Annotated in this window: 23 protein-coding genes; 12 read left to right on the forward strand and 11 right to left on the reverse strand. The window is 63.4% G+C overall.

Annotated features, from left to right (window positions below):
- Positions 1–6: 6 nt before the first annotated feature.
- Together glpK and H351_RS21695 are read left to right on the forward strand one after the other, a co-directional pair.
- On the forward strand, positions 7–1,497 hold the full coding sequence (gene glpK / locus H351_RS21690) for a glycerol kinase GlpK (RefSeq protein ID WP_019747711.1): 1,491 nt from the start codon (positions 7–9) through the stop codon (positions 1,495–1,497).
- A 171-nt stretch (positions 1,498–1,668) separates the two neighbouring features.
- The gene (locus H351_RS21695) at positions 1,669–3,084 is read left to right on the forward strand and encodes an MFS transporter (RefSeq protein ID WP_019747710.1); all 1,416 of its coding nucleotides are present in this window, start codon (positions 1,669–1,671) and stop codon (positions 3,082–3,084) included.
- Here H351_RS21695 and H351_RS21700 read toward each other — a convergent pair.
- Positions 3,081–3,977: a LysR substrate-binding domain-containing protein gene (locus H351_RS21700; protein ID WP_029255013.1), complete on the reverse strand. Its 897-nt coding sequence runs from the start codon at positions 3,975–3,977 to the stop codon at positions 3,081–3,083. The genes H351_RS21695 and H351_RS21700 overlap by 4 nt on opposite strands.
- Before the next feature lie 84 nt (positions 3,978–4,061).
- On the opposite strand from H351_RS21700, the gene H351_RS21705 reads away from it, so the two are divergent.
- Positions 4,062–4,976, forward strand: coding sequence for a CoA transferase subunit A (locus H351_RS21705; RefSeq protein WP_080945652.1), 915 nt, complete (start codon positions 4,062–4,064; stop codon positions 4,974–4,976).
- Positions 4,973–5,758: a CoA-transferase subunit beta gene (locus tag H351_RS21710; protein ID WP_029255011.1), complete on the forward strand. Its 786-nt coding sequence runs from the start codon at positions 4,973–4,975 to the stop codon at positions 5,756–5,758. The genes H351_RS21705 and H351_RS21710 overlap by 4 nt, the downstream gene beginning before the upstream one ends.
- Here the strand turns inward: H351_RS21710 and H351_RS21715 are convergent.
- The gene (locus H351_RS21715) at positions 5,739–6,920 is read right to left on the reverse strand and encodes an aminotransferase-like domain-containing protein (RefSeq protein WP_029255010.1); all 1,182 of its coding nucleotides are present in this window, start codon (positions 6,918–6,920) and stop codon (positions 5,739–5,741) included. The two genes, H351_RS21710 and H351_RS21715, sit on opposite strands and share 20 nt — an antisense overlap.
- Before the next feature lie 180 nt (positions 6,921–7,100).
- Positions 7,101–8,504: an NAD(P)H-quinone dehydrogenase gene (locus H351_RS21720; RefSeq protein ID WP_020969166.1), complete on the reverse strand. Its 1,404-nt coding sequence runs from the start codon at positions 8,502–8,504 to the stop codon at positions 7,101–7,103.
- A gap of 154 nt (positions 8,505–8,658) precedes the next feature.
- On the opposite strand from H351_RS21720, the gene H351_RS21725 reads away from it, so the two are divergent.
- Positions 8,659–9,129 carry a gamma-glutamylcyclotransferase family protein gene (locus tag H351_RS21725; RefSeq protein ID WP_003940753.1) on the forward strand — a complete coding sequence of 157 codons (471 nt, stop codon included), beginning with the start codon at positions 8,659–8,661 and terminating at the stop codon, positions 9,127–9,129.
- Between the two features lie 13 nt (positions 9,130–9,142).
- On the opposite strand, the gene H351_RS21730 is transcribed toward H351_RS21725, so the two are convergent.
- The 4 genes from H351_RS21730 to H351_RS21745 are packed head-to-tail and all read right to left on the reverse strand — an operon-like array spanning position 9,143 to position 13,291.
- The gene (locus H351_RS21730) at positions 9,143–10,219 is read right to left on the reverse strand and encodes a hypothetical protein (protein ID WP_019747704.1); all 1,077 of its coding nucleotides are present in this window, start codon (positions 10,217–10,219) and stop codon (positions 9,143–9,145) included.
- Between the two features lie 55 nt (positions 10,220–10,274).
- Positions 10,275–11,423 (reverse strand): M20 family metallopeptidase, encoded by a 1,149-nt coding sequence (locus H351_RS21735; RefSeq protein ID WP_003940741.1) that lies wholly within the window; start codon positions 11,421–11,423, stop codon positions 10,275–10,277.
- Positions 11,420–12,580, reverse strand: a complete 1,161-nt coding sequence (locus tag H351_RS21740) for a M20 family metallopeptidase (protein ID WP_029255009.1) — start codon at positions 12,578–12,580, stop codon at positions 11,420–11,422. Before H351_RS21740 ends, H351_RS21735 begins: the two co-directional genes overlap by 4 nt.
- 12 nt (positions 12,581–12,592) lie before the next feature.
- Entirely contained in the window at positions 12,593–13,291 is a 699-nt protein-coding gene (locus tag H351_RS21745; protein WP_003940710.1) for an enoyl-CoA hydratase-related protein, read from the reverse strand.
- A gap of 67 nt (positions 13,292–13,358) precedes the next feature.
- Between H351_RS21745 and H351_RS21750 the strand changes: the two genes are divergently transcribed.
- Both H351_RS21750 and H351_RS21755 read left to right on the forward strand, forming a co-directional pair.
- Positions 13,359–14,156, forward strand: coding sequence for a purine-nucleoside phosphorylase (locus H351_RS21750; protein ID WP_007727315.1), 798 nt, complete (start codon positions 13,359–13,361; stop codon positions 14,154–14,156).
- Complete coding sequence (locus H351_RS21755) at positions 14,153–15,745, forward strand: phospho-sugar mutase (RefSeq protein WP_029255008.1); 1,593 nt, start codon at positions 14,153–14,155, stop codon at positions 15,743–15,745. The genes H351_RS21750 and H351_RS21755 overlap by 4 nt, the downstream gene beginning before the upstream one ends.
- Here the strand turns inward: H351_RS21755 and upp are convergent.
- Positions 15,742–16,365 carry a uracil phosphoribosyltransferase gene (gene upp, locus H351_RS21760; RefSeq protein ID WP_007727319.1) on the reverse strand — a complete coding sequence of 208 codons (624 nt, stop codon included), beginning with the start codon at positions 16,363–16,365 and terminating at the stop codon, positions 15,742–15,744. The genes H351_RS21755 and upp overlap by 4 nt on opposite strands.
- An 81-nt stretch (positions 16,366–16,446) precedes the next feature.
- Between upp and H351_RS21765 the strand changes: the two genes are divergently transcribed.
- From H351_RS21765 to H351_RS21785, 5 genes are read left to right on the forward strand one after another with little or no spacing between them, the layout of a single operon-like run.
- Positions 16,447–16,761, forward strand: coding sequence for a type VII secretion target (locus H351_RS21765; protein ID WP_029255007.1), 315 nt, complete (start codon positions 16,447–16,449; stop codon positions 16,759–16,761).
- The gene (locus H351_RS21770; protein WP_029255006.1) at positions 16,758–17,750 is read left to right on the forward strand and encodes a C40 family peptidase; all 993 of its coding nucleotides are present in this window, start codon (positions 16,758–16,760) and stop codon (positions 17,748–17,750) included. The genes H351_RS21765 and H351_RS21770 overlap by 4 nt, the downstream gene beginning before the upstream one ends.
- On the forward strand, positions 17,747–18,100 hold the full coding sequence (locus tag H351_RS21775; protein ID WP_372588537.1) for a hypothetical protein: 354 nt from the start codon (positions 17,747–17,749) through the stop codon (positions 18,098–18,100). The genes H351_RS21770 and H351_RS21775 overlap by 4 nt, the downstream gene beginning before the upstream one ends.
- On the forward strand, positions 18,097–18,396 hold the full coding sequence (locus H351_RS21780) for a YbaB/EbfC family nucleoid-associated protein (RefSeq protein ID WP_029255004.1): 300 nt from the start codon (positions 18,097–18,099) through the stop codon (positions 18,394–18,396). Before H351_RS21775 ends, H351_RS21780 begins: the two co-directional genes overlap by 4 nt.
- A 47-nt stretch (positions 18,397–18,443) precedes the next feature.
- Entirely contained in the window at positions 18,444–19,682 is a 1,239-nt protein-coding gene (locus H351_RS21785; protein ID WP_020969158.1) for a hypothetical protein, read from the forward strand.
- A gap of 15 nt (positions 19,683–19,697) precedes the next feature.
- On the opposite strand, the gene H351_RS21790 is transcribed toward H351_RS21785, so the two are convergent.
- From H351_RS21790 to H351_RS21800, 3 genes are read right to left on the reverse strand one after another with little or no spacing between them, the layout of a single operon-like run.
- A complete protein-coding gene (locus H351_RS21790) occupies positions 19,698–20,783 on the reverse strand; it encodes an adenosine deaminase (RefSeq protein WP_029255003.1) in 1,086 nt (361 codons plus the stop codon).
- Between the two features lie 9 nt (positions 20,784–20,792).
- On the reverse strand, positions 20,793–22,088 hold the full coding sequence (locus H351_RS21795) for a thymidine phosphorylase (RefSeq protein WP_029255002.1): 1,296 nt from the start codon (positions 22,086–22,088) through the stop codon (positions 20,793–20,795).
- Positions 22,081–22,485, reverse strand: a complete 405-nt coding sequence (locus H351_RS21800; protein ID WP_029255001.1) for a cytidine deaminase — start codon at positions 22,483–22,485, stop codon at positions 22,081–22,083. Before H351_RS21800 ends, H351_RS21795 begins: the two co-directional genes overlap by 8 nt.
- Between the last annotated feature and the right edge of the window lie 231 nt (positions 22,486–22,716).

The raw sequence follows: 22,716 nt of genomic DNA on the forward strand, positions 1-22,716 counted from the left end.
AGCACAGTGAATCAATACATCGCCGCCATCGACCAAGGCACGACGTCGAGCCGCTGCATGATCTTCGATCACGACGGCGCCGTGGTGAGCGTTGCGCAGAAAGAACACGAGCAGATTTTCCCGCGTGCCGGTTGGGTCGAGCACGACCCGGTTGCGCTGTGGATCAACACCCGGGAGGTGGTGGCCGGCGCTCTCGCGAAGGTCGACCTCACGCGGGCCGACATCGCGGCCGTCGGAATCACGAATCAGCGTGAGACGACCGTCGTTTGGGAGCGTTCGACGGGCAAGCCGATCTACAACGCGATCGTGTGGCAGGACACGCGCACGGATCAACTGTGTGTCGAACTGGGCGGCGACGAGGGTCCGGACAAGTACCGAGACAAGACCGGGCTGCCGCTCTCGACCTACTTCGCCGGGCCGAAGATCCGGTGGATTCTCGACAACGTGGACGGCGCGAGAGCCAAAGCGGAGGCCGGAGAATTGTGCTTCGGCACCGTCGACACGTGGATCGTATGGAACCTGACCGACGGTGTTCACGTGACAGATGTCACCAATGCGTCACGCACGATGCTGATGGATCTCGAGACCCTTCAGTGGGACGAATCGATCTGCGCGGACTTCGGAATCCCGATGTCGATGCTCCCTGAAATCCGTAGTTCGTCCGAGGTCTACGGCACCGGCCGTCCTCGCGGCAATCTCGCCGGTGTGCCGGTCGCCGGAATCCTCGGTGACCAGCAGGCAGCCACATTCGGCCAGGCCTGCCTCTCCGAGGGTGAAGCCAAGAACACGTACGGCACCGGCAATTTCATGCTTCTCAATACGGGAACGAAGCCGGTGCACAGCAAGCACGGACTGCTGACAACCGTCTGCTACAAACTCGGCGAAGCCCCCGCCGTCTACGCACTCGAAGGTTCCGTCGCGGTGACCGGCTCCTTGGTCCAGTGGCTTCGGGACAATCTCGGAATCATTCAGAACGCCAAGGACATCGAGCCACTCGCCGCAAGTGTCGACGACAACGGCGGCGCCTACTTCGTACCCGCGTTCTCCGGACTGTTCGCACCCCGGTGGCGACCGGATGCACGGGGTGTCATCGTCGGCCTGACGCGGTTCGTCAACAAGGGACACCTGGCTCGCGCGGCGCTCGAGGCGACGGCATACCAAACCCGTGAGGTCATCGACGCCATGCGTGCGGATTCGGGAGTCGAACTGTCCGCGCTGAAGGTCGACGGCGGCATGGTGGTCAACGAAACCCTGATGCAGTTCCAGTCGGACATCCTCGGAGTTCCCGTCATCCGCCCGGTGGTCAACGAAACGACAGCACTCGGCGCTGCGTATGCAGCGGGCCTCGCCATCGGTTACTGGGCCGACACCGAAGACATCCGCAACAACTGGGCCGTCGGCCAAACCTGGGAACCGGCGATGGACGAGTCCGAAAGGTCACGGCTGTACGCGGAGTGGAACAAGGCCGTCGAGCGGACGTACAACTGGTCCGAGTAATCACCCCGATCCTTCCATACCGGAAGAGCTGATCATGGTCGCCTATTGATACTCCTGAGGTATCAATAGGCGACCAAGTTGGTATTGGACGTGACCTACACCACTCTGCGAATCTCATTCAGGCGCGCCACGTTTCGGCGCCGCGAATGTTGCAGAGAAAGGTCGCCACGCATGAGTTCACCCACTCGCAGTTCCGAGGAGATCAACGCCAAGGCACGAAGAGCCGGTATCGCTTCATTCATCGGAACCACCATCGAGTGGTACGACTTCTATATCTACGGCACCGCGGCTGCCCTGGTATTCGGCGAGATCTTCTTCTCCGACACACTGCCGAACGGAGTCGGCACGCTCCTCGCCTTCATCACCCTGTGGGCAGGCTTCCTCGCCAGGCCGATCGGCGGGATCATCTTCGGCCATCTCGGCGACCGGATCGGGCGCAAGAACACCCTGGTCATCACCTTGATGATGATGGGCGTCGCCACTGTCGGGATCGGACTCCTCCCCACCTACGCGCAGGTCGGCATGTGGGCCCCGATCGGTCTGGTCACCCTTCGCGTGATCCAAGGAATTGCGGTCGGTGGTGAGTGGGGTGGCGCGGTACTCATCGCCAGCGAGAACGCACCGAAGGGCAAGAGCATCCTCTACTCCGCGTTCGCTCAGCAGGGCTCGCCCGCGGGAAATCTGTTGGCTACCATCGCATTCTTCCTGCTGTCCTCGATGCCGACGCCGTCATTCCTTCTCTACGGCTGGCGAATCCCTTTTCTCGTTTCGGCAGGCCTGGTCATCCTCGGCATGATCATTCGCCTGAAACTCGAAGAGTCCGACGAGATGAAGGCCGTTCTCGCCCGCAAGAAGGTCGTCAAACTTCCGCTCGCCGAAGTATTGCGCAAGCACTGGGTGCTGGTTCTCCTCGGCGCCGGCGCACTCCCCCTCGCCCAGGTCACCTATTTCAAGAACACCTTCGCATTGTCCTGGGCTACAAAAGAACTCGGATACGACCGCGGCACATTCCTCGCCGCTATCGCGATCGCACTTGTCGTGCAGTTCATCGTCCAACCGTTCGGGGCCGTTCTGGTTTCCAAGATAGACATGCGGAAGGCCATGTGCCTGATGGTGATACCGGAGTTCGTTCTCATGCCCGCGATGTTCTTTGCCATCAGAACCGGGAACTTCACCATCGCAGTCGTTGCGATGTGTCTCGCCACGATCCCGCACTCGATGTTCTACGGCGCCATCGCCGGCGTTCTCGCTCGCGCCTTCCCTGCGAACATCCGTTACACGGGTCTGTCGACGGCGTATCAACTGTGTTCCCTTGTCGTCGGCGGCGGAACTCCGGTACTGGCGCAGTGGATGCTCAACACGTCAGGCAACATCGTCGGGGTCGCGATCGTGTCCGGACTGTACGCACTTGTCTCGCTGATCTGCACCCTTCTCCTGCTCCGACGTACCGGCTACAACGCAAGCGAACTCTCGACGGCCGAGCAAGCGGATTACGACGAGCTCGAACTCGAGAACGCTCTTGCCGATACTGCAAACTCGCCGAAGTCCGAAGCGGGTGAAATTCCTACCGGGAGGGCAACCGTCTAAGCCAGGGACGGCAGCGCCTGCTCGGACAATTTCAACACTTCGAGAAGAGCAGGTCTGTCGTCTCCATCTCGCCAGGCGATACGCAGTTGAAGGGGAGGAGGTGGATCCATGACGGGAACAAAGACAACATCAGGGTTCACGATGCTTTGGGCCACCGACGAAATAGTCAACGAGCATCCGATTTCCGCGGACACCAGCGCGATCAACGACATCGAATCCGGTGCCGTCTGCACGATTCGAGCCAGGAACCCTGAGTTCTTGGACGCAGTGAGCAGAGACTCCCGCAGAATCGAACCCGGCTCCGCCGGAAGCGTCACCCAATTCTCGGACTCCAATTCGATCAACCGAACCGATTCCCTCGACGCCAACGGGTGGTCTTTCGACATGGCAACCAGAAAGTTCTCCTCGGCGATCAATCTCGACGTGATCCCGAGCGGCGGGACGGTCCACCGGACCATCCCGATGTCGAGGCGTCGATCGAGCAACATCAACAACGCCTCGTTCGCGAAAGCGGAACTGTCGAGCACGAATTCGATACCGGGATTCGTCTTTCTCACCAATTTCGCCCACCGCCCGACGAGTAGGTGCGACGAGGTTCCCGCGAAGCCCAGGCGAACGCGACCTGTCGTTCCCTGGCCTGCCGCGGATACCGCGATCTCGGCCATCCGGCACGCGTCCAGAATCTCGCGCGCCGGAAGCAGCAGTGCTTCACCGGCAGCAGTCAACCGCACAGTTCGAGTACTTCGATCGAACAACGGCGAACCGAGCTGTTTCTCGAATTGCCTGATGGTTCGACTCAGCGGCGGTTGCGCAATCCGAAGCCGCTGAGCCGCACGGCCGAAATGTAGCTCCTCAGCCACCGCGAGAAATGCGTTGATCTGATGAATTTCCACCCGACATTGTTGCGCCACACCGGCCGACCATGTCAAGTTTCCGAAACCGACCAAGTGCGCGAGAACGTAAGAAGAGGTACACACGTGGACAAGACGCTCTCGATGAAAGAGGCCATCGGTCGATACGTCGGCGACGGAATGACTGTTGCGTTGGAGGGCTTTTCGCATCTCATTCCATTTGCCGCGGCACACGAGATCATCCGGCAGGGCAGGAAGGACCTCACGCTGTGCCGGATGACGCCGGACATCGTTTCCGATCAACTCGTCGCCGCCGGCTGCGTCCGAAAGCTGGTCGCCTCGTTCTTCGCCAGCGGCTCCGCAGGTTCTCTGTACGAGTTACGCAGACGCATCGAGAACCAGGACCCGCTCCCCCTCGAAGTCGAGGAATACAGCCATTACGGCATGGTGTGCCGGTATCAGGCGGGAGCCGCCAGGCTTCCCTTCTTCCCGCTACGGTCGTACGCCGGTAGTGATCTACCCGCACTCAACCCACAACTGAGACTCGTCGAGGACCCGTACGGCGGCGGGAGCGTCTACGTTGTGCCGCCATTGAATCCGGATGTCACGATCATCGGCGCACAGCGAGCGGACACGTCCGGGAACGCGCAGATCTGGGGCATCGCCGGGGTGCAGCAAGAGGCCGTGTACGCCGCGAAGAAGGCAATCGTCGTTGTCGAAGAACTGGTCGACGACGAGGTCATCAGATCAGACCCGAGCCGAACTCTGATTCCCTCACATGCAGTCGACGCGGTTGTCGTCTGCCCGCGCGGCGCACACCCGTCGTACGCGCAGGGATACTACGACCGCGATTGCGGCTTCTACCGACGCTGGACCGAAATCTCCAAAGACCCTTCACAGCTGAGAAATTGGCTCGACGAATGGGTGTACGCACTCGACAGTCACGGCGAGTATCTCGCCAAACTCGGAGCCGACTACTGGTCGGATCTCGAGGTCGGACCAAAACTCTCCACACCAGTCGACTACGGGAGCAGACTATGACCACCACGATCGACACCGGTAACACCACCTCCACCGAAACGATCGTCGCCGTCGCGGCACGCGAATTGGCGGGTAAGCGCCGGGTCTTCGCCGGAGTTGGGCTACCCACGCTCGCAGTCGATCTCGCGCGGCACACGTCGAATCCGGACGTCGAGCTGATCTACGAATCCGGAGTGTGCGGTGCACATCCGTCGGCAATGGCCGAGGGTATCGCGGACTCCGTGGTTGTCTCCGGTGCCGAATCCGTGCTCAGCATGGCCGCGCTCTTCGGTTACGTCCTGCAAGGTGGCAACGTCGACGTCGGATTTCTCGGGGCCGCTCAAATCGATCGAACGGGCAGTCTGAACACAAGTTTCATCGGTGACTGGAAGAACCCGACGGTCAGACTGCCCGGAGCAGGCGGGGCCGTCGAGATCATCGCGAACGCCGCAGAGATCTTCGTCGTGATGCGTCGCCACGACCTCAGTTCCTTTCCGGCCGAGCTCGACTTCTGCACCTCACCCAGCCCCGCCCGCGCCCACGCCAGCGGTAAGGGCGTCATGCCGGCAGGCGCAGGAGTGACCAAGGTATTCACCAACCTCGGCGTCCTGACACACCAGGGCCCCGGCGGCGAATTGGAGTTGACCAGCGTCCACGAGGGAATCTCGGTCGATCAGGTCAGGGAATCGACAGGATGGGACCTCGCCGTCGCCGATCACGTCACCGTCACCACCCCACCATCGAGCACGGAGATCGATCTGCTCCGCAACACTATCGACAAGGTCAGGCTGTACCTGCGGTAACACTCTTCCGGAGCCTGCCGACGGCATCGACCAGCACGGCTTCGGGATACGTCGCGAAACACAATCGAGCGCTTCGACCGAGGTCAGCTTCGACCGCGAAGGCCGAACCTGGGACAAATGCCACGCCATGCTCGAGCGCGGCACCCAGGAGTTCGGTGGTGTCGACGTCGTCGACGAAATCCATCCAACAGAACATCCCGCCACGGACCTCGGAAAAGCGTGCACGCCCACTCAATTCCGTCTCGGCGGCCGTGACCAGCGCCTTCGCTCTGGCGCCGTAGCCTTCCCGGAGCTTGTCGAGGTGCGTTTCGAACCATTCGACGTCGGAGAAGAGGTCTGCGGCGATCTGCTGGGTGAGCGAAGACCCGCACAGGTCAGCGCCTTGCTTGATCAGTTCGACCGCCTCGCAGACCTTTCGGTCGCCGTGCAGCCAGCCGACGCGCAGCGCCGGTGCCAACACTTTGGAAGCACTGGACAGCCGAATCACCCTGTCCGACAACGCCGCCAGCGGTGCGGGCGGTTTCTCGCCGAAGTACAGTTCGCCGTACGGGTCGTCCTCGAGAACCCAGAACCCGTATCGGTCCGCCAGTGCCGCCAAGTGCGCTCGCCGCTGCGCCGAAAGCACCGCGCCCCGCGGGTTGTGGAAATTGCTCACGGTGTGCACAACTTTGGGCCGAAGACCGGCGGCGAGTTTCGCCTCGAGCGCGTCGGTGTCCATTCCGTCCTCGTCCAACTGGACGGGAACGAGACGAGCCTGCGCCGTTCGAAAGACCTGCAGCGCACCGGTATATGCCGGTTCCTCCACGACCACAACGTCACCGGCGTCGAGGAGGACCTGCGCGAGCAGGCTCAAACCTTGCTGAGAACCGTGTGTGATCACAACTTCGGACACGTCGAGTGCCCGCCCGATCTTGGAGGATTCGCGCTCGGCGATCACCTCACGGAGGCGCCGCAGGCCTGACGTCTCGCCGTATTGAACGGACGAGGGGTCGCCGAGTGCGTCGTGGGCTGCCTTCGAGATTCGTTCCCGCGGAATGAAATCAGGATCGGGTAGTCCGCCGGCCAAACTGATGACGTCGGGTCGGGCAGTCAAGTTGAGCAGATCGCGAATTGCAGAACTACGGAGTCCGTCCATACGAGCGGACAGCGCGGCGTGTGTCATGTGAAGCTCCCAGGCACGCAGAATGAAGGTCAGAGGAAAACACCCTGAGCCGTCCTGGGTCAACGGGGCGGGAGAGCGCCGAGATACCGACCCTTGATTCGGTCGGTATCTCGACTATCGCACCAATACTTCAGTATGTGAAACAGACTTCTCACATTGTAAGAAGACTCTGGTCCGTTCTCAGTCCAGGTCGTCGTGACGCATGAGCTGACGAGCTGCCTCGGTGATCGATCCGGTCAGCGACGGGTACACCGAGAACGTCTGAGCCAGGTCGTTGACCGTCAGGTTGTTCTGCACGGCGATCGCGATCGGCAGGATGAGTTCCGAAGCGGTGGGCGCGACCACAACACCGCCGATGACCACGCCGGTAGCCGGGCGGCAGAAGATTTTCACGAAGCCGCGGCGCAAACCGGACATCTTGGCGCGCGGGTTGGTGTTGAGCGGCAACATGACGGTGCGAGCAGGCACCTCTCCGTTGTCGATCGCGGCCTGCGAAACACCCACCGTTGCAATTTCGGGGCGCGTGAAGACGGCCGATGCGACGGTCTTCAACTTGATCGGGCTGACGCCTTCACCGAGTGCGTGGTACATCGCGATACGTCCCTGCATCGCAGCCACCGACGCGAGCGGGAGCAGTCCGGTGCAGTCACCGGCGGCGTAGATACCGGAAACCGTGGTGCGCGAGACCCGGTCGACACGCAGGTATCCACCCTTGTCCAACTCGATGCCGACCCGCTCCAGGCCGAGACCGTTGGTGTTGGGGACGGAACCGACGGTCATCAGTGCGTGGCTTCCTTCGACCGTGCGGCCGTCGGAGAGCTTGACGATGATGCCCTTCTCGGTGCGCTCGACGGCGTCTGCGCGGGCGTGCTTGACGAGGGTGACACCGCGCTCGGCGAGGGCGTCCTCGAGCACGAGCGCCGCATCGGCATCCTCGCCGGGCAGAACACGGTCACGACTGGACACGAGTGTGACCTTGACGCCCATCTCGGTGTATGCGGAGACGAACTCGGCACCGGTGACACCGGAACCGACCACGACCAGGTGCTCGGGCAGCTCGTCCAAGTCGTAGAGCTGACGCCACGTCATGATTCGCTCACCGTCGGGCTCGGCTCCCGGGATGATGCGGGGGCTGGCGCCGGTGGCGATCAACACGACGTCTGCGTCGATGGTCTTCTGCTCGCCGCTTCCGAGCGTCGCGCGAACCTGGTGTGCTGCCATACCGAGGAGCGGATCGGTCAGTTCGGCGGTGCCGGAGAGAACCTCGACGCCGACCGTCTGCAACCGTGCGCGAATGTCCGAGGACTGGGACAACGCGAGACTCTTGACTCGGGAGTGGATCTTCGGCAGTGACACCGAAGCCTGCTCCGGATCCAGAGTGATGCCGAGGTCGGATGCACGACGCATGTCGGTGCGGATTCCGGTGGACGCGATGAACGTCTTCGACGGGACACAGTCGAACAGCACACACGCGCCGCCGACGCCGTCCGAATCGACCAGGGTGACCGTGGCCCCGTGCTGCGCGGCTACCAGTGCCGCCTCGTAGCCGGCGGGTCCGCCACCGATGATCACGATCCGGGTCATGTGTCCTCCAAGTCCTCGCGTGGCCGGCAGGGGTCTCCCGTCGACCAGTGTCACGCTATTCGAGCACCACGTGTCGCGCAGTGCTTGTACCAGATTACTTGCGTCCGGTGGTCCGCTTCGCCACACCCTCGGACCACGGTTTAGGCTTGCGCCCGTGTCGATTTATGCCGCCTACGGTTCCAACATGCATCCCGAGCAGATGTTGTTGCGCTGCCCACACTCGCCCATGTCCGGGACAGGGTGGCTGCGAGGCTGGCGCCTGACCTTCAGCGGCGAGGACCTCGGCTGGGAGGGGGCTCTTGCCACCGTGGTCGAAGACCCCGATTCCAGTGTTTTCGTGGTCCTCTACGACGTCCCGGAAGAGGACGAAGTGAGTCTGGACCGCTGGGAAGGTGCCGAACTCGGTCTGCACCGCAAGATCCGCGTGCGGGTCGACACCGCAGGCGATGCGGTGCTCGCTTGGCTCTACGTCATGGATGCGTACGAAGGCGGGCTGCCGTCGGCCCGCTACATCGGCGTGATGGCCGACGCCGCCGAGATTGCCGGAGCGCCGGCCGAGTACGTGCGAGAGTTGCGGACGAGAAACAGCCGCAACGTGGGTCCCGGTAACGGTGTTACCGATTAGATAGCTGTCCTGCTCAAAGCAGCAGGAAATACGCGAGCACTGCAAGTGCTGCGAGTACCACCACAATCGTCAGGCCGATGAGCACACGCTTGGAACCGCGTGACTCCGATTCGCCTGCGACAACTGCAGTTTCCGGCTCGACTGTTGCCACCCCGGTTGCAGTTTCAGCCGCCACCTTCTCACGTCCGAGAGTGTCGAACACCTCCGTCACGTCGTGTGAAGGCGGCAAACCGATCGGAACGATCGTGTGCGACGTCGAGGTGAAACCGGCAGCCAGAATTGCGGCTCCCAGCGCGGCCGACTGCTCCGGTCCGGGCCCGAGTTCACATCTGACACCGAGCTTTTCGGCGATTCCGGCCGCTATGGACATCATGGCTGCTTTGTCTGTCGCCGGTTCTCCGTCACCGGTGACGACTACGGCGTCCAGGTTCTCCGGCATCCAACCGAACGCACCCAGTGCCGTCGCGAGGCGTGAACTCGGTGAACTCCCGTCGCCGGCGAAGCCGAATGCGCGGCCGGCGGCGACGCCCGAACGCACCAGCGTGACCGCTGCCCCGGTGTCGTCGACGTGATAGATGCCGATGAGCGTGCCGGCGAGTGCCGCGATTTCCGACTCGAACCACGCCGAGACCGCCTCGGCGTCCGAGACGAGAGTGACCCGCTCGAGGCCTGCATAGACCAGTGAATCCTGCATGAGGGCCGCTGTGGACGAGTCCCAGCGCGACGGGTAGGTCGCGACGATGTCGGGCGCTCCCCCACTTCGACCACCACGATCGGGCAGCGGCTCGCATTCCTGCAATAGGCAGCGAATCGACGTCGCCACCAAATCCTCGGCGCGGTAACGGGTATCGGCCGTTCCGGAGACGCCACTCGGGTCCCCCACACGGCCGACAAAACCTGACCATGATTCCGAGAATTCACGGCCGGCACCCAATTGCTCGGTACCGCCGAGCACGGTCGTTCCGTCCTTGCGTTGATTGAGAATCGTGTCCCTGACCAACACCACCGGATCGGCCGAACCCGGATCGTTGGACGCAACTACAGCCGTCGACACCAATGTGCCGATTCGCACTCCCACACCTATGGACATGCCCGTACCTTCACTCGAACGACACGAAAAACGGTACCCCCGACGGGAACCGGAACTATCCCAGAACCAGGCTCGTCAGAACCTTCACACCGACGCCGAGTGCACGCTCGTCGAGATCGAAAGTGGGTTGGTGGATGTCGAGCTGATCGCCTTCACCCGACCACACGCCTAGCCGCGCCATGGCACCCGGCACGGTTTCGAGGTACCACGAAAAGTCTTCGCCACCACCGGATTGCGGGGTGTCCGCCAAAGCATCTTGTCCGACGGTCGCGATGGCGTCCTCGAACATCCGAGTGGACACCTCGTCGTTGACGACCGGTGGCACTCCGCGACGATAGTTGAGTTGGTAGCGAACTCCGGTGGGCGCGAGCAGTCCGTGGACGATTTCTTCCACGAGCGGTTCGAGCAACTCCCACGTGTCGTGATCGCCGGTACGTACCGTGCCCGTCATCATGCCGGTCTGCGGAATCGCGTTGGGCGCCTGACCTGCACTGACCGCACCCCACACCATCACGGTGCCGGTACGCGGATCGATACGACGGCTGAGCATTCCCGGCAGCCCGGTCACGACTGTGCCGAGTGCGTAGATGAGGTCCGTGGTCAGGTGCGGCCTCGACGTGTGCCCACCCGGAGAGTCGAGAACGACCTCGATCGTGTCTGCAGCAGAGGTGATCGCGCCAAGACGCATTCCGACCTGGCCCGCCTCGAGTCGCGGATCGCAGTGCAGAGCAAAGATTCTGGACACGCCGTCGAGCGCGCCGGCAGCGATGACGTCGAGTGCACCACCAGGCATGACTTCCTCGGCGGGCTGGAAGATCAGCCGAACCCCGACGGGAAGTTCGGGCAGCGTGGCCAGAGCCAATCCGGCGCCGAGCAGGATGGTGGTGTGGGCGTCGTGCCCGCATGCATGAGACACACCGGGGACCGTGGACGAGTACGTCGCCCCGGTCGCCTCCTGCATCGGCAAAGCGTCCATGTCGGCGCGAAGTGCGATTCGCGGCCCCTCAGGTCCGATGTCGCACGTGAGCCCGGTGCCACCGGGAAGGATCTTCGGTGACAGCCCAGCGGCGGTGAGGCGGGTCGCGACGAATTCGGTGGTCGCGTATTCGCGGCGAGCCAACTCCGGGTTGGCATGGATGTGTCGACGCCACGCGACGAGGTCGTCGGTGTGCGCGTGAATCCACGTGTCGATTGCCGCGTTCACCGGCGATCTACCCCTTCCAACAGACGGGTGCGTTGTTCTGGATCGGACGCTACCCGGAGAGCAGTGCGGGCCAACGCAATTGCACCGTCGACTACCGCTCGATCTGCGGAGGTGGTGATACACGCGGCCGCGAACTCCGGCTGATGTGTCACTGCCCCCGATGAATCCAAGCCTATGACCGGGTGAATTCCCGGAATCACATTGGTCACATTACCCATATCCGTACTACCCAGTGGACGGGAGCGCTCCCATTCCACTGCCAGTGGCACCCGCCCGAGGTCGACGATCTGTTCACGGTACGCCGCCGCCAGCCACGGATCGGGGGTCAACTCGGTGTAAGTGGGCGATACCGTGCGGATTTCGTGGGTGCATCCGGTGCCGAGTGCGCCCGAGGCGAAGCAGGCGTCGGCACGCTCGGACAGATTGGCCAACGACGCGGCCGTCTCGGCACGCAGGTAGTACAGCAGTTCGGACCGAGCCGGAACGATGTTGGGAGCAGTGCCGCCATCACTGACGATTCCGTGAATCTGTTGCCCTGGCTGGAGGTGCTGGCGCAACAGTCCGACCGCCACCTGCGCGAGCGTCGCGGCATCGGCGGCATTACGACCGAATTCCGGCGCAGCAGAGGCGTGCGCTTCGCGACCGTGATAGCTGACGGCGATGTCCGCCAGGGCCAGCGAGGTGGCACCGATGATGTCGATCGGTCCTGGATGAACCATCATGGCCGCGCCGACGCCGTCGAATGCACCACGCTCGAGCATCAGAACTTTGCCGCCACCGGTTTCCTCCGCGGGAGTACCGATCACTCGGACGGTGATCCCCAGTTCGTCGGCCACGGTAGCCAACGCGATGCCGGCCCCGACCGCGGCGGCGGCAATGATGTTGTGCCCACAGGCATGACCGATCTCGGGCAGCGCGTCGTACTCAGCGCAGATCGCGATGACCAACTCTCCACTGCCGTAGGTGGCATCGAAGGCCGTCGGCAGATCGACGATCCCGTGAGTGACCGCGAAACCGTGCTGCGCCAGCAGGTCCGACACTTTGGCAGCGCTGCGGAACTCCTCGAAGGCAAGTTCCGGATCGCTGTGAATCGAATGCGACAGCGCAATCAGATCGGCCTCTACGGACCTGACTGCGCTGTCGACATTCTGGTTCACGCGATCATTGTCTCACCCGAAGGAGAAGTTGCTCTTGTCAGTCACCTGAGCGAGGTCCGCAAGCGCATCGCGGTGGATGCCTGCCTTGATTCCCGCCAAGTTCTTGCCGTGAGTCGACGTCAGTGCCGATGCCTTGGCCACTGCTGCGGCGAGTACTCCGTCGCCGTCGACCGTTTCCTGCACGATGCCGGCAGCAAGCGCGTCGGCGCCGCCGAATCGACGCCCCGTCGTCATCGCGTCGACTGCCGTCTGCTTGGGCAGACGACTGTTCAACAGTGCTGACATGCCGACAGTGAACGGCATGTTCAGTCCGACCTCGGGGAGGCAGTAGAAGCCGCGGTCCGCGCGCATGATCTGGAAATCGTGTGAGGACGCGAGCATGGCGCCGGCGCCGAACGCGTGCCCCTGCACGGCCGCGACCGTGGCCATCGGGAAGGTCAACAAACGGCTGTAGATGGTGTGGACCTTGTCCAGGTAGCCGGGCAGACCGTCGAGATTGCCGAAGATCCACGTCGTGTCCAGGCCGTTCGTGTAGAACTTGCCCGTCGCGGTGGTCACCAGGGCTGCGGGCCCCTCGTGCGCTTCGACCTCGTCCAACTTGCTGTGAACAGCGTCGATCCACTCAGGGCCGAAGCGGTTCTCGTTGTCCGTTTCGCCCTCGTTGCCGAGGTACAGGATGAATACGTCGCCGTCGCGTTCGAGATAAGGCATGGATGGGAGAGTAACGCCCGCCAACTCACCCGGCGAACCGACCCGACTCCTCAGTAGGGTTGCTCACATGGGAACGATCGCCGAGGCCGCCGCCGCTGCTCTGTCCGCCATGACTGGCTCTTCGTCACCGTCAGTCGCCATCGTGCTCGGGTCGGGGTGGACCGATGCCGCAGACGTGTTCGGCGACGCCGGTGCGGACGTGACAGCCGAAGTCTCGATGGCGGATCTTCCTGGCTTCGCCCCACCGTCCGCTCTCGGCCATGCGGGCACCATTCGTTCGGTGCGCGTCGGAAACACCGAAGTACTGCTGCTGCTCGGGCGCGCGCACGCATACGAGGGCCACGATCTCGGTACCGTCGTCCACCCGGTCCGGACAGCCATTGCTGCCGGCGCCGACACGGTCATCCTCACCAATGCGGCCGGCGGAATCCGCGAGGACTACGCAGTGGGGCAACCGGTGCTGATCAGTGACCACCTGAACCTGACGGCCCGCTCTCCCCTCGTCGGCGCAGAGTTCGTCGACCTGGTCGACGCCTATTCGCCGGAACTGCGTGCGCTGGCTCGCTCGATCGACCCGGACCTTGCCGAGGGTGTTTACGCCGGGCTTCCCGGTCCTCACTATGAGACTCCGGCCGAGATTCGAATGCTTCGTACACTCGGCGCCGATCTGGTCGGCATGTCGACGGTTCACGAGACCATCGCGGCTCGCGCGCTCGGCGCCCGCGTTCTCGGCATCTCCATGGTCACCAATCTGGCCGCCGGAATCACGGGCGCCCCGCTCGACCATCAGGAAGTGCTGGCGGCAGGCAAAGCCTCGGCGGCCCGGATGGGAGTGCTGCTGCGTCAACTGGTCGAGCAGCTGTGACACCACTGAACGTCACCGAGTGGATCGACGCCGATCCGGACCCAGTTACCCGCGCAGAATTAGCAGCCCTTTCCGAACATGAACTGGCCGAACGCTTTTCCGCACCACTGACGTTCGGCACTGCTGGGCTTCGCGGGCCGGTGCGCGGCGGACCCAACGGCATGAACCTCGCGGTCGTCATCCGGACCACGGCCGGTCTGGCGGCCTGGCTGACAGCTCGCTGCCAGGGCGGGTCCCGCGTTGTGGTCGGCCGCGACGCCCGGCTCGGTTCAGAGGCATTTGCTCTCGCCGCCGCCGAGGTCATGGCAGCGGCCGGGTTCGAGGTGACCCTGCTCCCCCGCCCACTGCCGACACCGCTGGTGGCGTTCGCGGTGCGCAGGCTCGGGGCAGCGGCAGGTATCCAGATCACCGCCTCCCACAATCCTGCCGCCGACAACGGTTACAAGGTGTATCTCTCGGGCGGAGCGCAACTCGTCTCCCCCGCCGATCGTGAAATCGAGAGCGAGATCGCCCGCATCGGTGGTGCCGCCGACGTCGCCCGGGCATCGGTGATTCCGGCCGACGATTCTCTGGTCGAGGAGTACATCGCCCGCATCGCGACCCTCCCGCACGGCGACGCCCGCTCGATCCGGATTGCGCTCACGGCAATGCACGGCGTCGGCGGCGAGACTGCGACAGCGGCTCTGCGAGCAGCAGGGTTCGACGATCTGCACGTCGTGGCGGAGCAGTTCGATCCCGACCCCACGTTTCCGACCGTCGAGTTCCCCAATCCCGAAGAGCCTGGCGCCGCAGACCGCCTGCTCGCCCTTGCCCGAAGTGTCGACGCGGATCTGGCGATCGCACTCGACCCGGATGCCGACCGCTGCGCCGTCGGAGTTCGCGACGGTGATCAGTGGCGCATGTTGCGCGGCGACGAAACCGGGATGCTCCTGGCCGACCACGTACTGCACACGGCGCCCGGAGATTCGTTGGTGGCGACGACGATCGTCTCCTCGACTCTGCTCTCGAAGTTGGCGAAAGCTCGCGGAGCCAGGTTTGCGCAGACACTCACCGGATTCAAGTGGCTCACGCGCGCCGGCGACGGACTCGTCTACGCCTACGAGGAAGCGATCGGGCACTGCGTCGATCCGGATGTGGTGCGGGACAAGGACGGAATCTCAGCTGCCGTTCTGGTGGCCGACTTGGCTGCCACCCTCGCGGGCAGCAACAGAACCCTGTTGGACGTTCTAGGCGACTATGCCGTCGAATTCGGACTGCATCGCGGGGACCAAGTATCCCGCCGCGTCGAGGATTTGAGCGACATCGCCGAAATGATGAAACGACTACGCGCCGATCCTCCTGGCCAACTCGCGGGTGAGCCGGTCACGACCGAGGACTTGTCCCTGGTTCGCGGTGGTATGCGCACCGACGCAGTGATATTCGACGGGCCGTCGATCCGCGTGGTTGTTCGACCGTCCGGAACCGAGCCCAAGCTCAAGTGTTATCTCGAAGTTGTCGTCCCAGTGGCGAACCGCGACGACCTCGCGAACGCACTAGAGCAGGCGAAGGCCCGGCTGGCGGAACTCCGAACCTTCGCCCTTTCGCTCTAGCGGGGTCCGAACTGCCGATCGCCGGCGTCACCGAGACCGGGGACGATGAAAGCGTTCTCGTCGAGTCCGTCATCGATGCTCGCGATGACCAGACGAACCGGGTGGCCGGACGCTGCCAGCGCGTCGACGCCGGCCGGAGCGGCCACGACGCACACTGCCGTGACATCCGTCGCGCCACGCGCAACCAGCAAGTCGATGGTGTGCACCATCGAGCCACCGGTGGCGAGCATCGGATCGAGCACGAACACCGGGATACCGGACAGATCCGCAGGCAGGGATTCGAGGTACGGAACCGGCTGATGAGTCTCTTCGTCACGTGCCATTCCGACAAAGCCGACGCCGGCCGACGGAATCAGCGCACTCGCCTGTTCGACCATGCCCAGACCGGCCCGCAGCACTGGTACCAACAACGGCGGCTTCGCGAGCCGGATGCCCGTCGTCGCTGCTACCGGGGTGTCGACCGGAAACTCCTCGACCTCCGCGTCACGCATGGCCTCGTAGACCAGCATGTGCGTGAGCCTGCGAAGTGCGGAACGAAAAGTTGCGTTCTCACTGCGTGCATCACGCATTGTCGTCAAGAGGGCCGCCGCGAGCGGATGGTCGACTACGTGCGTTTGCATGACCATCAGAATAGTTCCTCGGGAACCGGAGCACCCCGCGCGGCGTCCAAGAAGGAGTAAGCGCAACGGGGGGAAGACAAGTTGACAAATCTGGATCTGGACACTGAAAGCATCGCGGAGTTCGCCACGCGGTTGGGCACTGTTGCCGACAACGTCGCGCAAGCTCGACAGGACGCGGCGGGTGGCGATCACTTGGCTCTGTCCGCTGTGCTGGGGCTGATCGGCGGCGACTTCGTCGATGTCGCGAGCCGAGCACAGCAAGCGCACATCGACGACATCGATCGACTGTCCGCTGTGATCTCCAGCGTCCAGTCAGCCACCCGCGACGCTCACGCCGTCTATCTCGACTCCGAGGAATCGGTACGAACGACTCTCGCTGAAGCCGCACGCTCATGATCGACGTCGACGCACTCGCACGACCGATCATCGATCTGGTCGACATTGTCGGGACTGGCGTCCCCAGCGCAAGTGGACCCGACGTCGGCATCCGAATCGCTACGGACGCCCTCGAGATCGCATACCAATTGGGAAGCGCTGCGCTGAGCGAATTGGCGTCCTCTCAGAGCTCGTCCACGGCACTCACCGCTGCGGTGACCAAAACCGAGCAGACGCAGACGTCGACGCGAAACCTCGCCGATCGTGGGACCGACATCGCCGACGTCGTGGACGAAGCAACAACGTCCGTGTACGCGGGAATGACCGAACTCGGTGAGATTCTCCAGTCGTTTCTGACACTCGCGATCAAGGCCGGGCCGACGCTCATGACACCGACGGGCCAATTGATGTTGTTGTCGGCCGCGTTGGAGCACCTCGGACGCGCGGTATCGGTTATCGAGCGGGTACGCGGTGAGCTGGCGGGGTCGACCGACAAGATGTCCGCACTCGTCCCGTCCGTCCCGATACCCGATCCCGCACCTGGAGTCTCCGGTTCGGTGGGTGGTTCCGGTTCCGTCGGTGGTTCCGGTTCCGTCGGTGGTTCTGGTTCCGTCGGTGGAGTAGAGGTCGAACTTCCCGACGGCTCGATTGCCACCGCACCGAACGCCGAGGCCGCTGCTGCCGTACGCAACGCGCTTACTCAACAGGGTGTCCCGTACGCCTGGGGAGGCACGACACCCGGAGTCGGTCTGGACTGCAGTGGTCTGACGCAATGGGCGTACGGCCAGGCCGGAGTCGATATTCCGAGGTTGGCTCAGGAACAGGGAATCGGGAACCAGGTCGATCAGAACAATCTGATGCCGGGCGACCTCGCGGTCTGGGACGGCCACGTCGCGATGGTGATCGGCGGCGGCCAGATGATCGAAGCCGGCGACCCAGTCGAAATCAGCGCCATCCGAACCACGAACAGCGGCATGGGCTTTCACGGTTTCTACCGTCCGACAGAATGACAGGAAACATGAACGAGAACATGCGGGAATCACCGCCGATCATCACAGCCGTCTCCGTCAACCGCGCTGGAACCATCGCGGTCCGCGCCACGGAGCACGCCGTGCCCGTGGACCTGCGGATCAGCCAGGAGGAACTGCGGTACGGCGGGGAACGGTTGGCGCAACAGATACTCACGCTGTGCTCGAAAGCAGCGATCGAGGCCGGCGCCCGCCATCGTGTGGAGCTCGAAGAGACCGGAGTCCCGGCAGCGATCCTCGATCGGCTCGGTCTCGCGACCCGAGACGAACTGGCCGATGTCGACGCCGCCGAGGGCCAGATCCTTCCGTCGAGCTGGATGCGTTCGATATGAGCGAGATTGATCGAATCATGGAGCTGGCGAAACACCGGACCGGACTCTTGCAGGACGCCGTCGACGGGGTCGGCGCTCTGCGGGCAGTCGTCTCGAGCGAGGGTGGGATAGTCACGGCGACTGTCGACGGGCTGGGCGCTCTGGTCGATCTACGGATTACCGACGCAATCACCGCGATGAATTCGCGCACAGTGGCCGCATTGACGGTCGCAACAATTCACCAGGCAGTTCGACAGTCCAACGACGAACGAGAGCGACTGGTCAGTGAGCTCCGAGTGGCACTGAAACAAACGTGACGAACCCCCGCTATGCCTTTCGCTCTGCGGTGGATAGGCTTCCGCCCATGGCTGGAGACATCGTCCCTATCGAAATCGGACTCACCGACGGAGACCTCGTCACTTTGTGGGCACCCCGCTGGCGCGAGGGCGACGACGAGTGGGAAGCGTTCCTCGGCCATGAGGAAGACCTGTACGGGTTCTCCTCCGTCGCAGAACTCGCGGCCTTCATCCGAACGGACTCCGACAACGACCTGGTCGAGCATCCGGCGTGGGCCGTCGTCTCCGGGCTGTCGGCAGCCGAGCTCGAACCGGAAGAGAACTTCACGTTCGACTTCGTCGGCGTGCCGGAACTGGCCGCAGGTGACCCTGAGGCACTGGCGGTCTCGGAACTCGAAGACACCTTGAACATGGCTCGCAACATCGGCGAGGTGTGCGAACTGGACGCGGTCATCCGCTTCTTCAGCGGCCATCCGGTTCTCGGCGCGCTTGCGACCGGCGCCGGCACCTTCGAAGGTCGCGAAGGCCTGGAGCTGTGGGACCAGGTCGGCGCTGCGATCGTCAAGGACTGGGACGCCGTTCTCGACGCCATCGACAAGGTGGTCACCTCCCCGAAGGTCGACGCAGCTGCCGTCGCGGTCGCCGAAGCTGAACTGCTCGCTGCCGCCGAGAACACCGTCGACGCCGACGATGTCGCCGAGGAGGGCGAGGACGAGGAATTCGACGAAGACGACCTCGACGAGGAGGAAGACGAAGTCGAGACCTTCTGGGGCGAGGTCGGTGTCGACCCGATCCGCATCATCACCTCAGCCGAGACGTTCTACACTCTGCGCTGCTACATGGGCGATCAGGCGATCTTCCTCGGCAAGGACGGACTGATCACCGTCTTCCGTAGCGAGCGCGCACTCGCTCGCTACCTCGCCGACAACCACGAACACGATCTCTCGCAGGTCAGCACGTACGGCGAAATTCAGAATGCTGCCGTCGACGGTTCACTCGAAATCGAGGTCACGGACGAGAACGTCTACGTTCTGCCCGGCATCGCCGACGACCTCGCCCAGGGCCCGGACGTCGTCGACGCCGAGCAACTGGAACTTGCCGTCGAATTGTTCACCGATGCAGCGGATTTCGCCGACGACGACTCCACCGAGGAGGCTCTGTCCGCGTCGAACGAGCTGGGTTGGTACGTCTCGTACCTCCTCAACCCCGATCCGTCGCGGATGGCTCCGAGTGCGCCGTTCACCAAGGAATCCGAGGCCTGGCGCGAACTCGAGCGTGAGTTCGAGGCCCGGCTGCGATCTGAGTAGTCGGGTGCACGTCAGCTAGCCGATGAGCACGGCGTAACCCGGCTTGATGACGTCGTCGATCAACGCGAGGCGCTCGTCGAACGGGATGAAGGCCGACTTCATCGCGTTGATGGTGAAGCGTTCCAGATCGGTCCAGCCGTAACCGAAGGTCTCGACCAACGCGGCCATTTCCCGGCTCATGCTGGTGTCGCTCATCAGCCGGTTGTCAGTGTTGACGGTCACGCGGAAGCGCAAGTCCGCCAACAGTCCGAACGGATGGTCCGCCAGGGCGGCTACCGCTCCGGTCTGCACGTTCGAACTCGGGCACAGTTCCAGGGGAATGCGCATGTCACGGACGTAGTTCGCGAGTCGACCCAGCTCTGCCCCACCTTGGCCGGCTACGTCGATGTCGTCCACGATCCGCACGCCGTGACCCAACCGATCCGCTCCGCAGAAGGCGATGGCTTCGTGGATCGACGGCAACCCGAACGCCTCACCCGCGTGAATCGTGAAGTGGGCGTTCGCATCACGCATGTATTCGAAGGCGTCGAGGTGCCGGCTCGGCGGGTTACCGGCCTCGGCACCGGCGATGTCGAAACCGACGACGCCGCGGTCCCGGAATCGCACAGCGAGTTCGGCGATCTCCCGTGACCGGGCGGCATGCCTCATCGCCGTGAGAAGACACCCAATTCGGATCTTCCGTCCCGCGACCCTGGCAGCGGATTCGCCGGCCCGGAAACCTTCGAGAACGTGCTCGACGACCTCGTCCAAAGTCAGGCCTTGTTCCAGGTGCTGCTCGGGCGCAAAACGGATTTCGGCGTATACGACGTTGTCGTCGGCCAGATCCTCGGCGCACTCGCGCGCGACCCGCGCGAGCCCTTCGGGAGTCTGCATCACGGCGACGGTGTGGGCGAAGGTCTCGAGATAGAGCTCGAGCGAACCACTGTCAGCGGCAGTTCGGAACCATTGCGCCAGTTCGGATGCCGTATTCGCCGGCAGCTCGTCGTAGCCACACTGCTCGGCCAGTTCGAGGACAGTCTCGGGTCGGAGTCCTCCGTCGAGATGATCGTGGAGAAGAACTTTGGGTGCGCTGCGGATCGTGGTCAACTCCGGTGCGTTCATTCGCCAACGCTAACGCGAATCACCCACAATTCGCTCGATGAGCAACGGTCGCGAAACGGTGTCGGAATCGGCCCCGATCGACCAGCCTCCGTCGAGGCTCCGCCGCGCAGCATCAAATCTCTCGGGAGTGTCGGTGTGCAGTGTCATCAGCTTCTGTCCGGCGCGGACCACGTCGCCGGGCTTCGCGTGCATCTCGATGCCGGCACCGGCCTGAACGGCTTCGCCCTGTCGTTCGCGTCCGGCTCCGAGCTTCCAGGCCGCGACGCCCACCGCCATGGCGTCGAGTCGGGTCAGTACGCCGTCTCGGTCCGCGGTGACGACGTCGCTGTGCCGGGCCACCGGCAGCGTCGCGTGTGGGTCCCCACCTTGTGCGGCGATCATCGCGCGCCACCGGTCCATGGCTGTGCCGTCGGCCAGTCTGTCTGCGGGGTCGATACCGTCGATCCCAGCCGCGGACAGCATCTCCCGAGCCAGGACCAGGGTCAGCTCGACGACGTCGGACGGCCCGCCGCCTGCCAGCACCTCGACGGATTCACGCACCTCGAGAGCGTTGCCAGCCGTCAATCCCAGCGGGGTGTCCATCCCGGTTATGAGAGCACTTGTACGCACGCCGGCGTCGTTGCCCAACTCGACCATCGTGCGTGCCAACTCTCGCGCGTCGCCGAGGTCCTTCATGAACGCTCCGGAACCGACTTTGACGTCGAGCACCAGGGCGCCGGTTCCCTCGGCAATCTTCTTGCTCATGATCGAACTTGCGATCAGCGGAATGGATTCCACCGTTCCGGTCACGTCGCGCAGCGCGTAGAGCTTCTTGTCGGCGGGGGCCAGGTTCGCTCCGGCAGCGCAGATCACCGCGCCGATTTTCGGGTCCGCGAGAATGTCGACCATCTCCGTCGCCGTGAGCTCGGCTCGCCAACCTGGAATGGCCTCGAGCTTGTCGAGAGTTCCGCCGGTGTGGCCGAGTCCGCGTCCCGACAACTGCGGGACTGCAAGACCACATGCCGCGACGAGGGGCGCGAGCGGAAGGGTGATCTTGTCCCCAACACCACCGGTCGAATGCTTGTCGACGGTGGGCAGCGGCAAGTCCGAAAAGTCCATCCTCCCGCCGGATTCGATCATTGCCTCGGTCCATCGGCCGGTCTCTGCTCGTGACATTCCTCGGAAATAGATCGCCATCGCGAGCGCCGACATCTGCTCGTCGCCGACGACCCCCTCAGTGAACGCCTGAACTATCCAGTCGATCTCGGTTCCCGACAACTCGCGGCCGTCACGCTTGGCGCCGATGATGGAAACTGCGTCAAACATGGCGGAGCCCCTCTGCTTGTTCCGGCCCGAAAGCATCAGGCAACAGCTCGCTCAGCGGCTTGAACCCACTGCTCGTGTCGACAAGCATCTCACCCCCGCCGTGCTCGAGAAGAAGCTGTCTGCACCTGCCGCATGGCATCAGAATCGAGCCCTTCCCGTCGCAGCACGTGAAGGCAACCAGCCGCCCGCCCCCGGTGGCGGCTAAGTTACCGACGAGTCCACATTCGGCACACAGGCTCAAACCGTATGAGACATTTTCCACATTGCATCCTGAGACGATCCGACCATCGTCTACCAGGGCAGCTGCACCCACTGCATAGCCCGAGTACGGTGCATAAGCCTGCCGCATGACCACTTGCGCGTTGTGCCGCAACAACTTCCAGTCGATGTCACCCATGGTTCGTTATCCAATCACGCCGACTGAATGGATGCAGAAACCACGCCGAAACCGGCTAGGTGAGATTGGAAAGGCAAACCTTACAAAGAGTTTGGTACGCGTACGAATCCCGCATCTGATTAGTTCCCGGTTTCACATAGGTTTAGAGTCTGAGTCAAGTCGGTTCAGGATCCCGTCGAGCCCGGGCTGAGGTACATCGAAGCTCTCTGCAGGCTCGACGCGTCCACCAAT

Source organism: Rhodococcus erythropolis R138 (genome assembly GCF_000696675.2).
Taxonomy (GTDB): Bacteria; Actinomycetota; Actinomycetes; order Mycobacteriales; family Mycobacteriaceae; genus Rhodococcus_F; species Rhodococcus_F erythropolis.

Coding starts and splice junctions, on each gene's coding strand:
- H351_RS21790 (WP_029255003.1), bottom strand. CDS start 20,783: ATGAACGCACCGGAGTTGACCACGATCCGCAGCGCACCCAAAGTTCTT.
- H351_RS21775 (WP_372588537.1), top strand. CDS start 17,747: ATGACAGGAAACATGAACGAGAACATGCGGGAATCACCGCCGATCATC.
- upp (WP_007727319.1), bottom strand. CDS start 16,365: ATGCAAACGCACGTAGTCGACCATCCGCTCGCGGCGGCCCTCTTGACG.
- H351_RS21720 (WP_020969166.1), bottom strand. CDS start 8,504: ATGACCCGGATCGTGATCATCGGTGGCGGACCCGCCGGCTACGAGGCG.
- H351_RS21800 (WP_029255001.1), bottom strand. CDS start 22,485: ATGGGTGACATCGACTGGAAGTTGTTGCGGCACAACGCGCAAGTGGTC.
- H351_RS21780 (WP_029255004.1), top strand. CDS start 18,097: ATGAGCGAGATTGATCGAATCATGGAGCTGGCGAAACACCGGACCGGA.
- H351_RS21715 (WP_029255010.1), bottom strand. CDS start 6,920: ATGACACACGCCGCGCTGTCCGCTCGTATGGACGGACTCCGTAGTTCT.
- H351_RS21730 (WP_019747704.1), bottom strand. CDS start 10,219: ATGTCCATAGGTGTGGGAGTGCGAATCGGCACATTGGTGTCGACGGCT.
- H351_RS21695 (WP_019747710.1), top strand. CDS start 1,669: ATGAGTTCACCCACTCGCAGTTCCGAGGAGATCAACGCCAAGGCACGA.
- H351_RS21770 (WP_029255006.1), top strand. CDS start 16,758: ATGATCGACGTCGACGCACTCGCACGACCGATCATCGATCTGGTCGAC.
- H351_RS21710 (WP_029255011.1), top strand. CDS start 4,973: ATGACCACCACGATCGACACCGGTAACACCACCTCCACCGAAACGATC.
- H351_RS21795 (WP_029255002.1), bottom strand. CDS start 22,088: ATGTTTGACGCAGTTTCCATCATCGGCGCCAAGCGTGACGGCCGCGAG.
- H351_RS21750 (WP_007727315.1), top strand. CDS start 13,359: ATGGGAACGATCGCCGAGGCCGCCGCCGCTGCTCTGTCCGCCATGACT.
- H351_RS21785 (WP_020969158.1), top strand. CDS start 18,444: ATGGCTGGAGACATCGTCCCTATCGAAATCGGACTCACCGACGGAGAC.
- H351_RS21745 (WP_003940710.1), bottom strand. CDS start 13,291: ATGCCTTATCTCGAACGCGACGGCGACGTATTCATCCTGTACCTCGGC.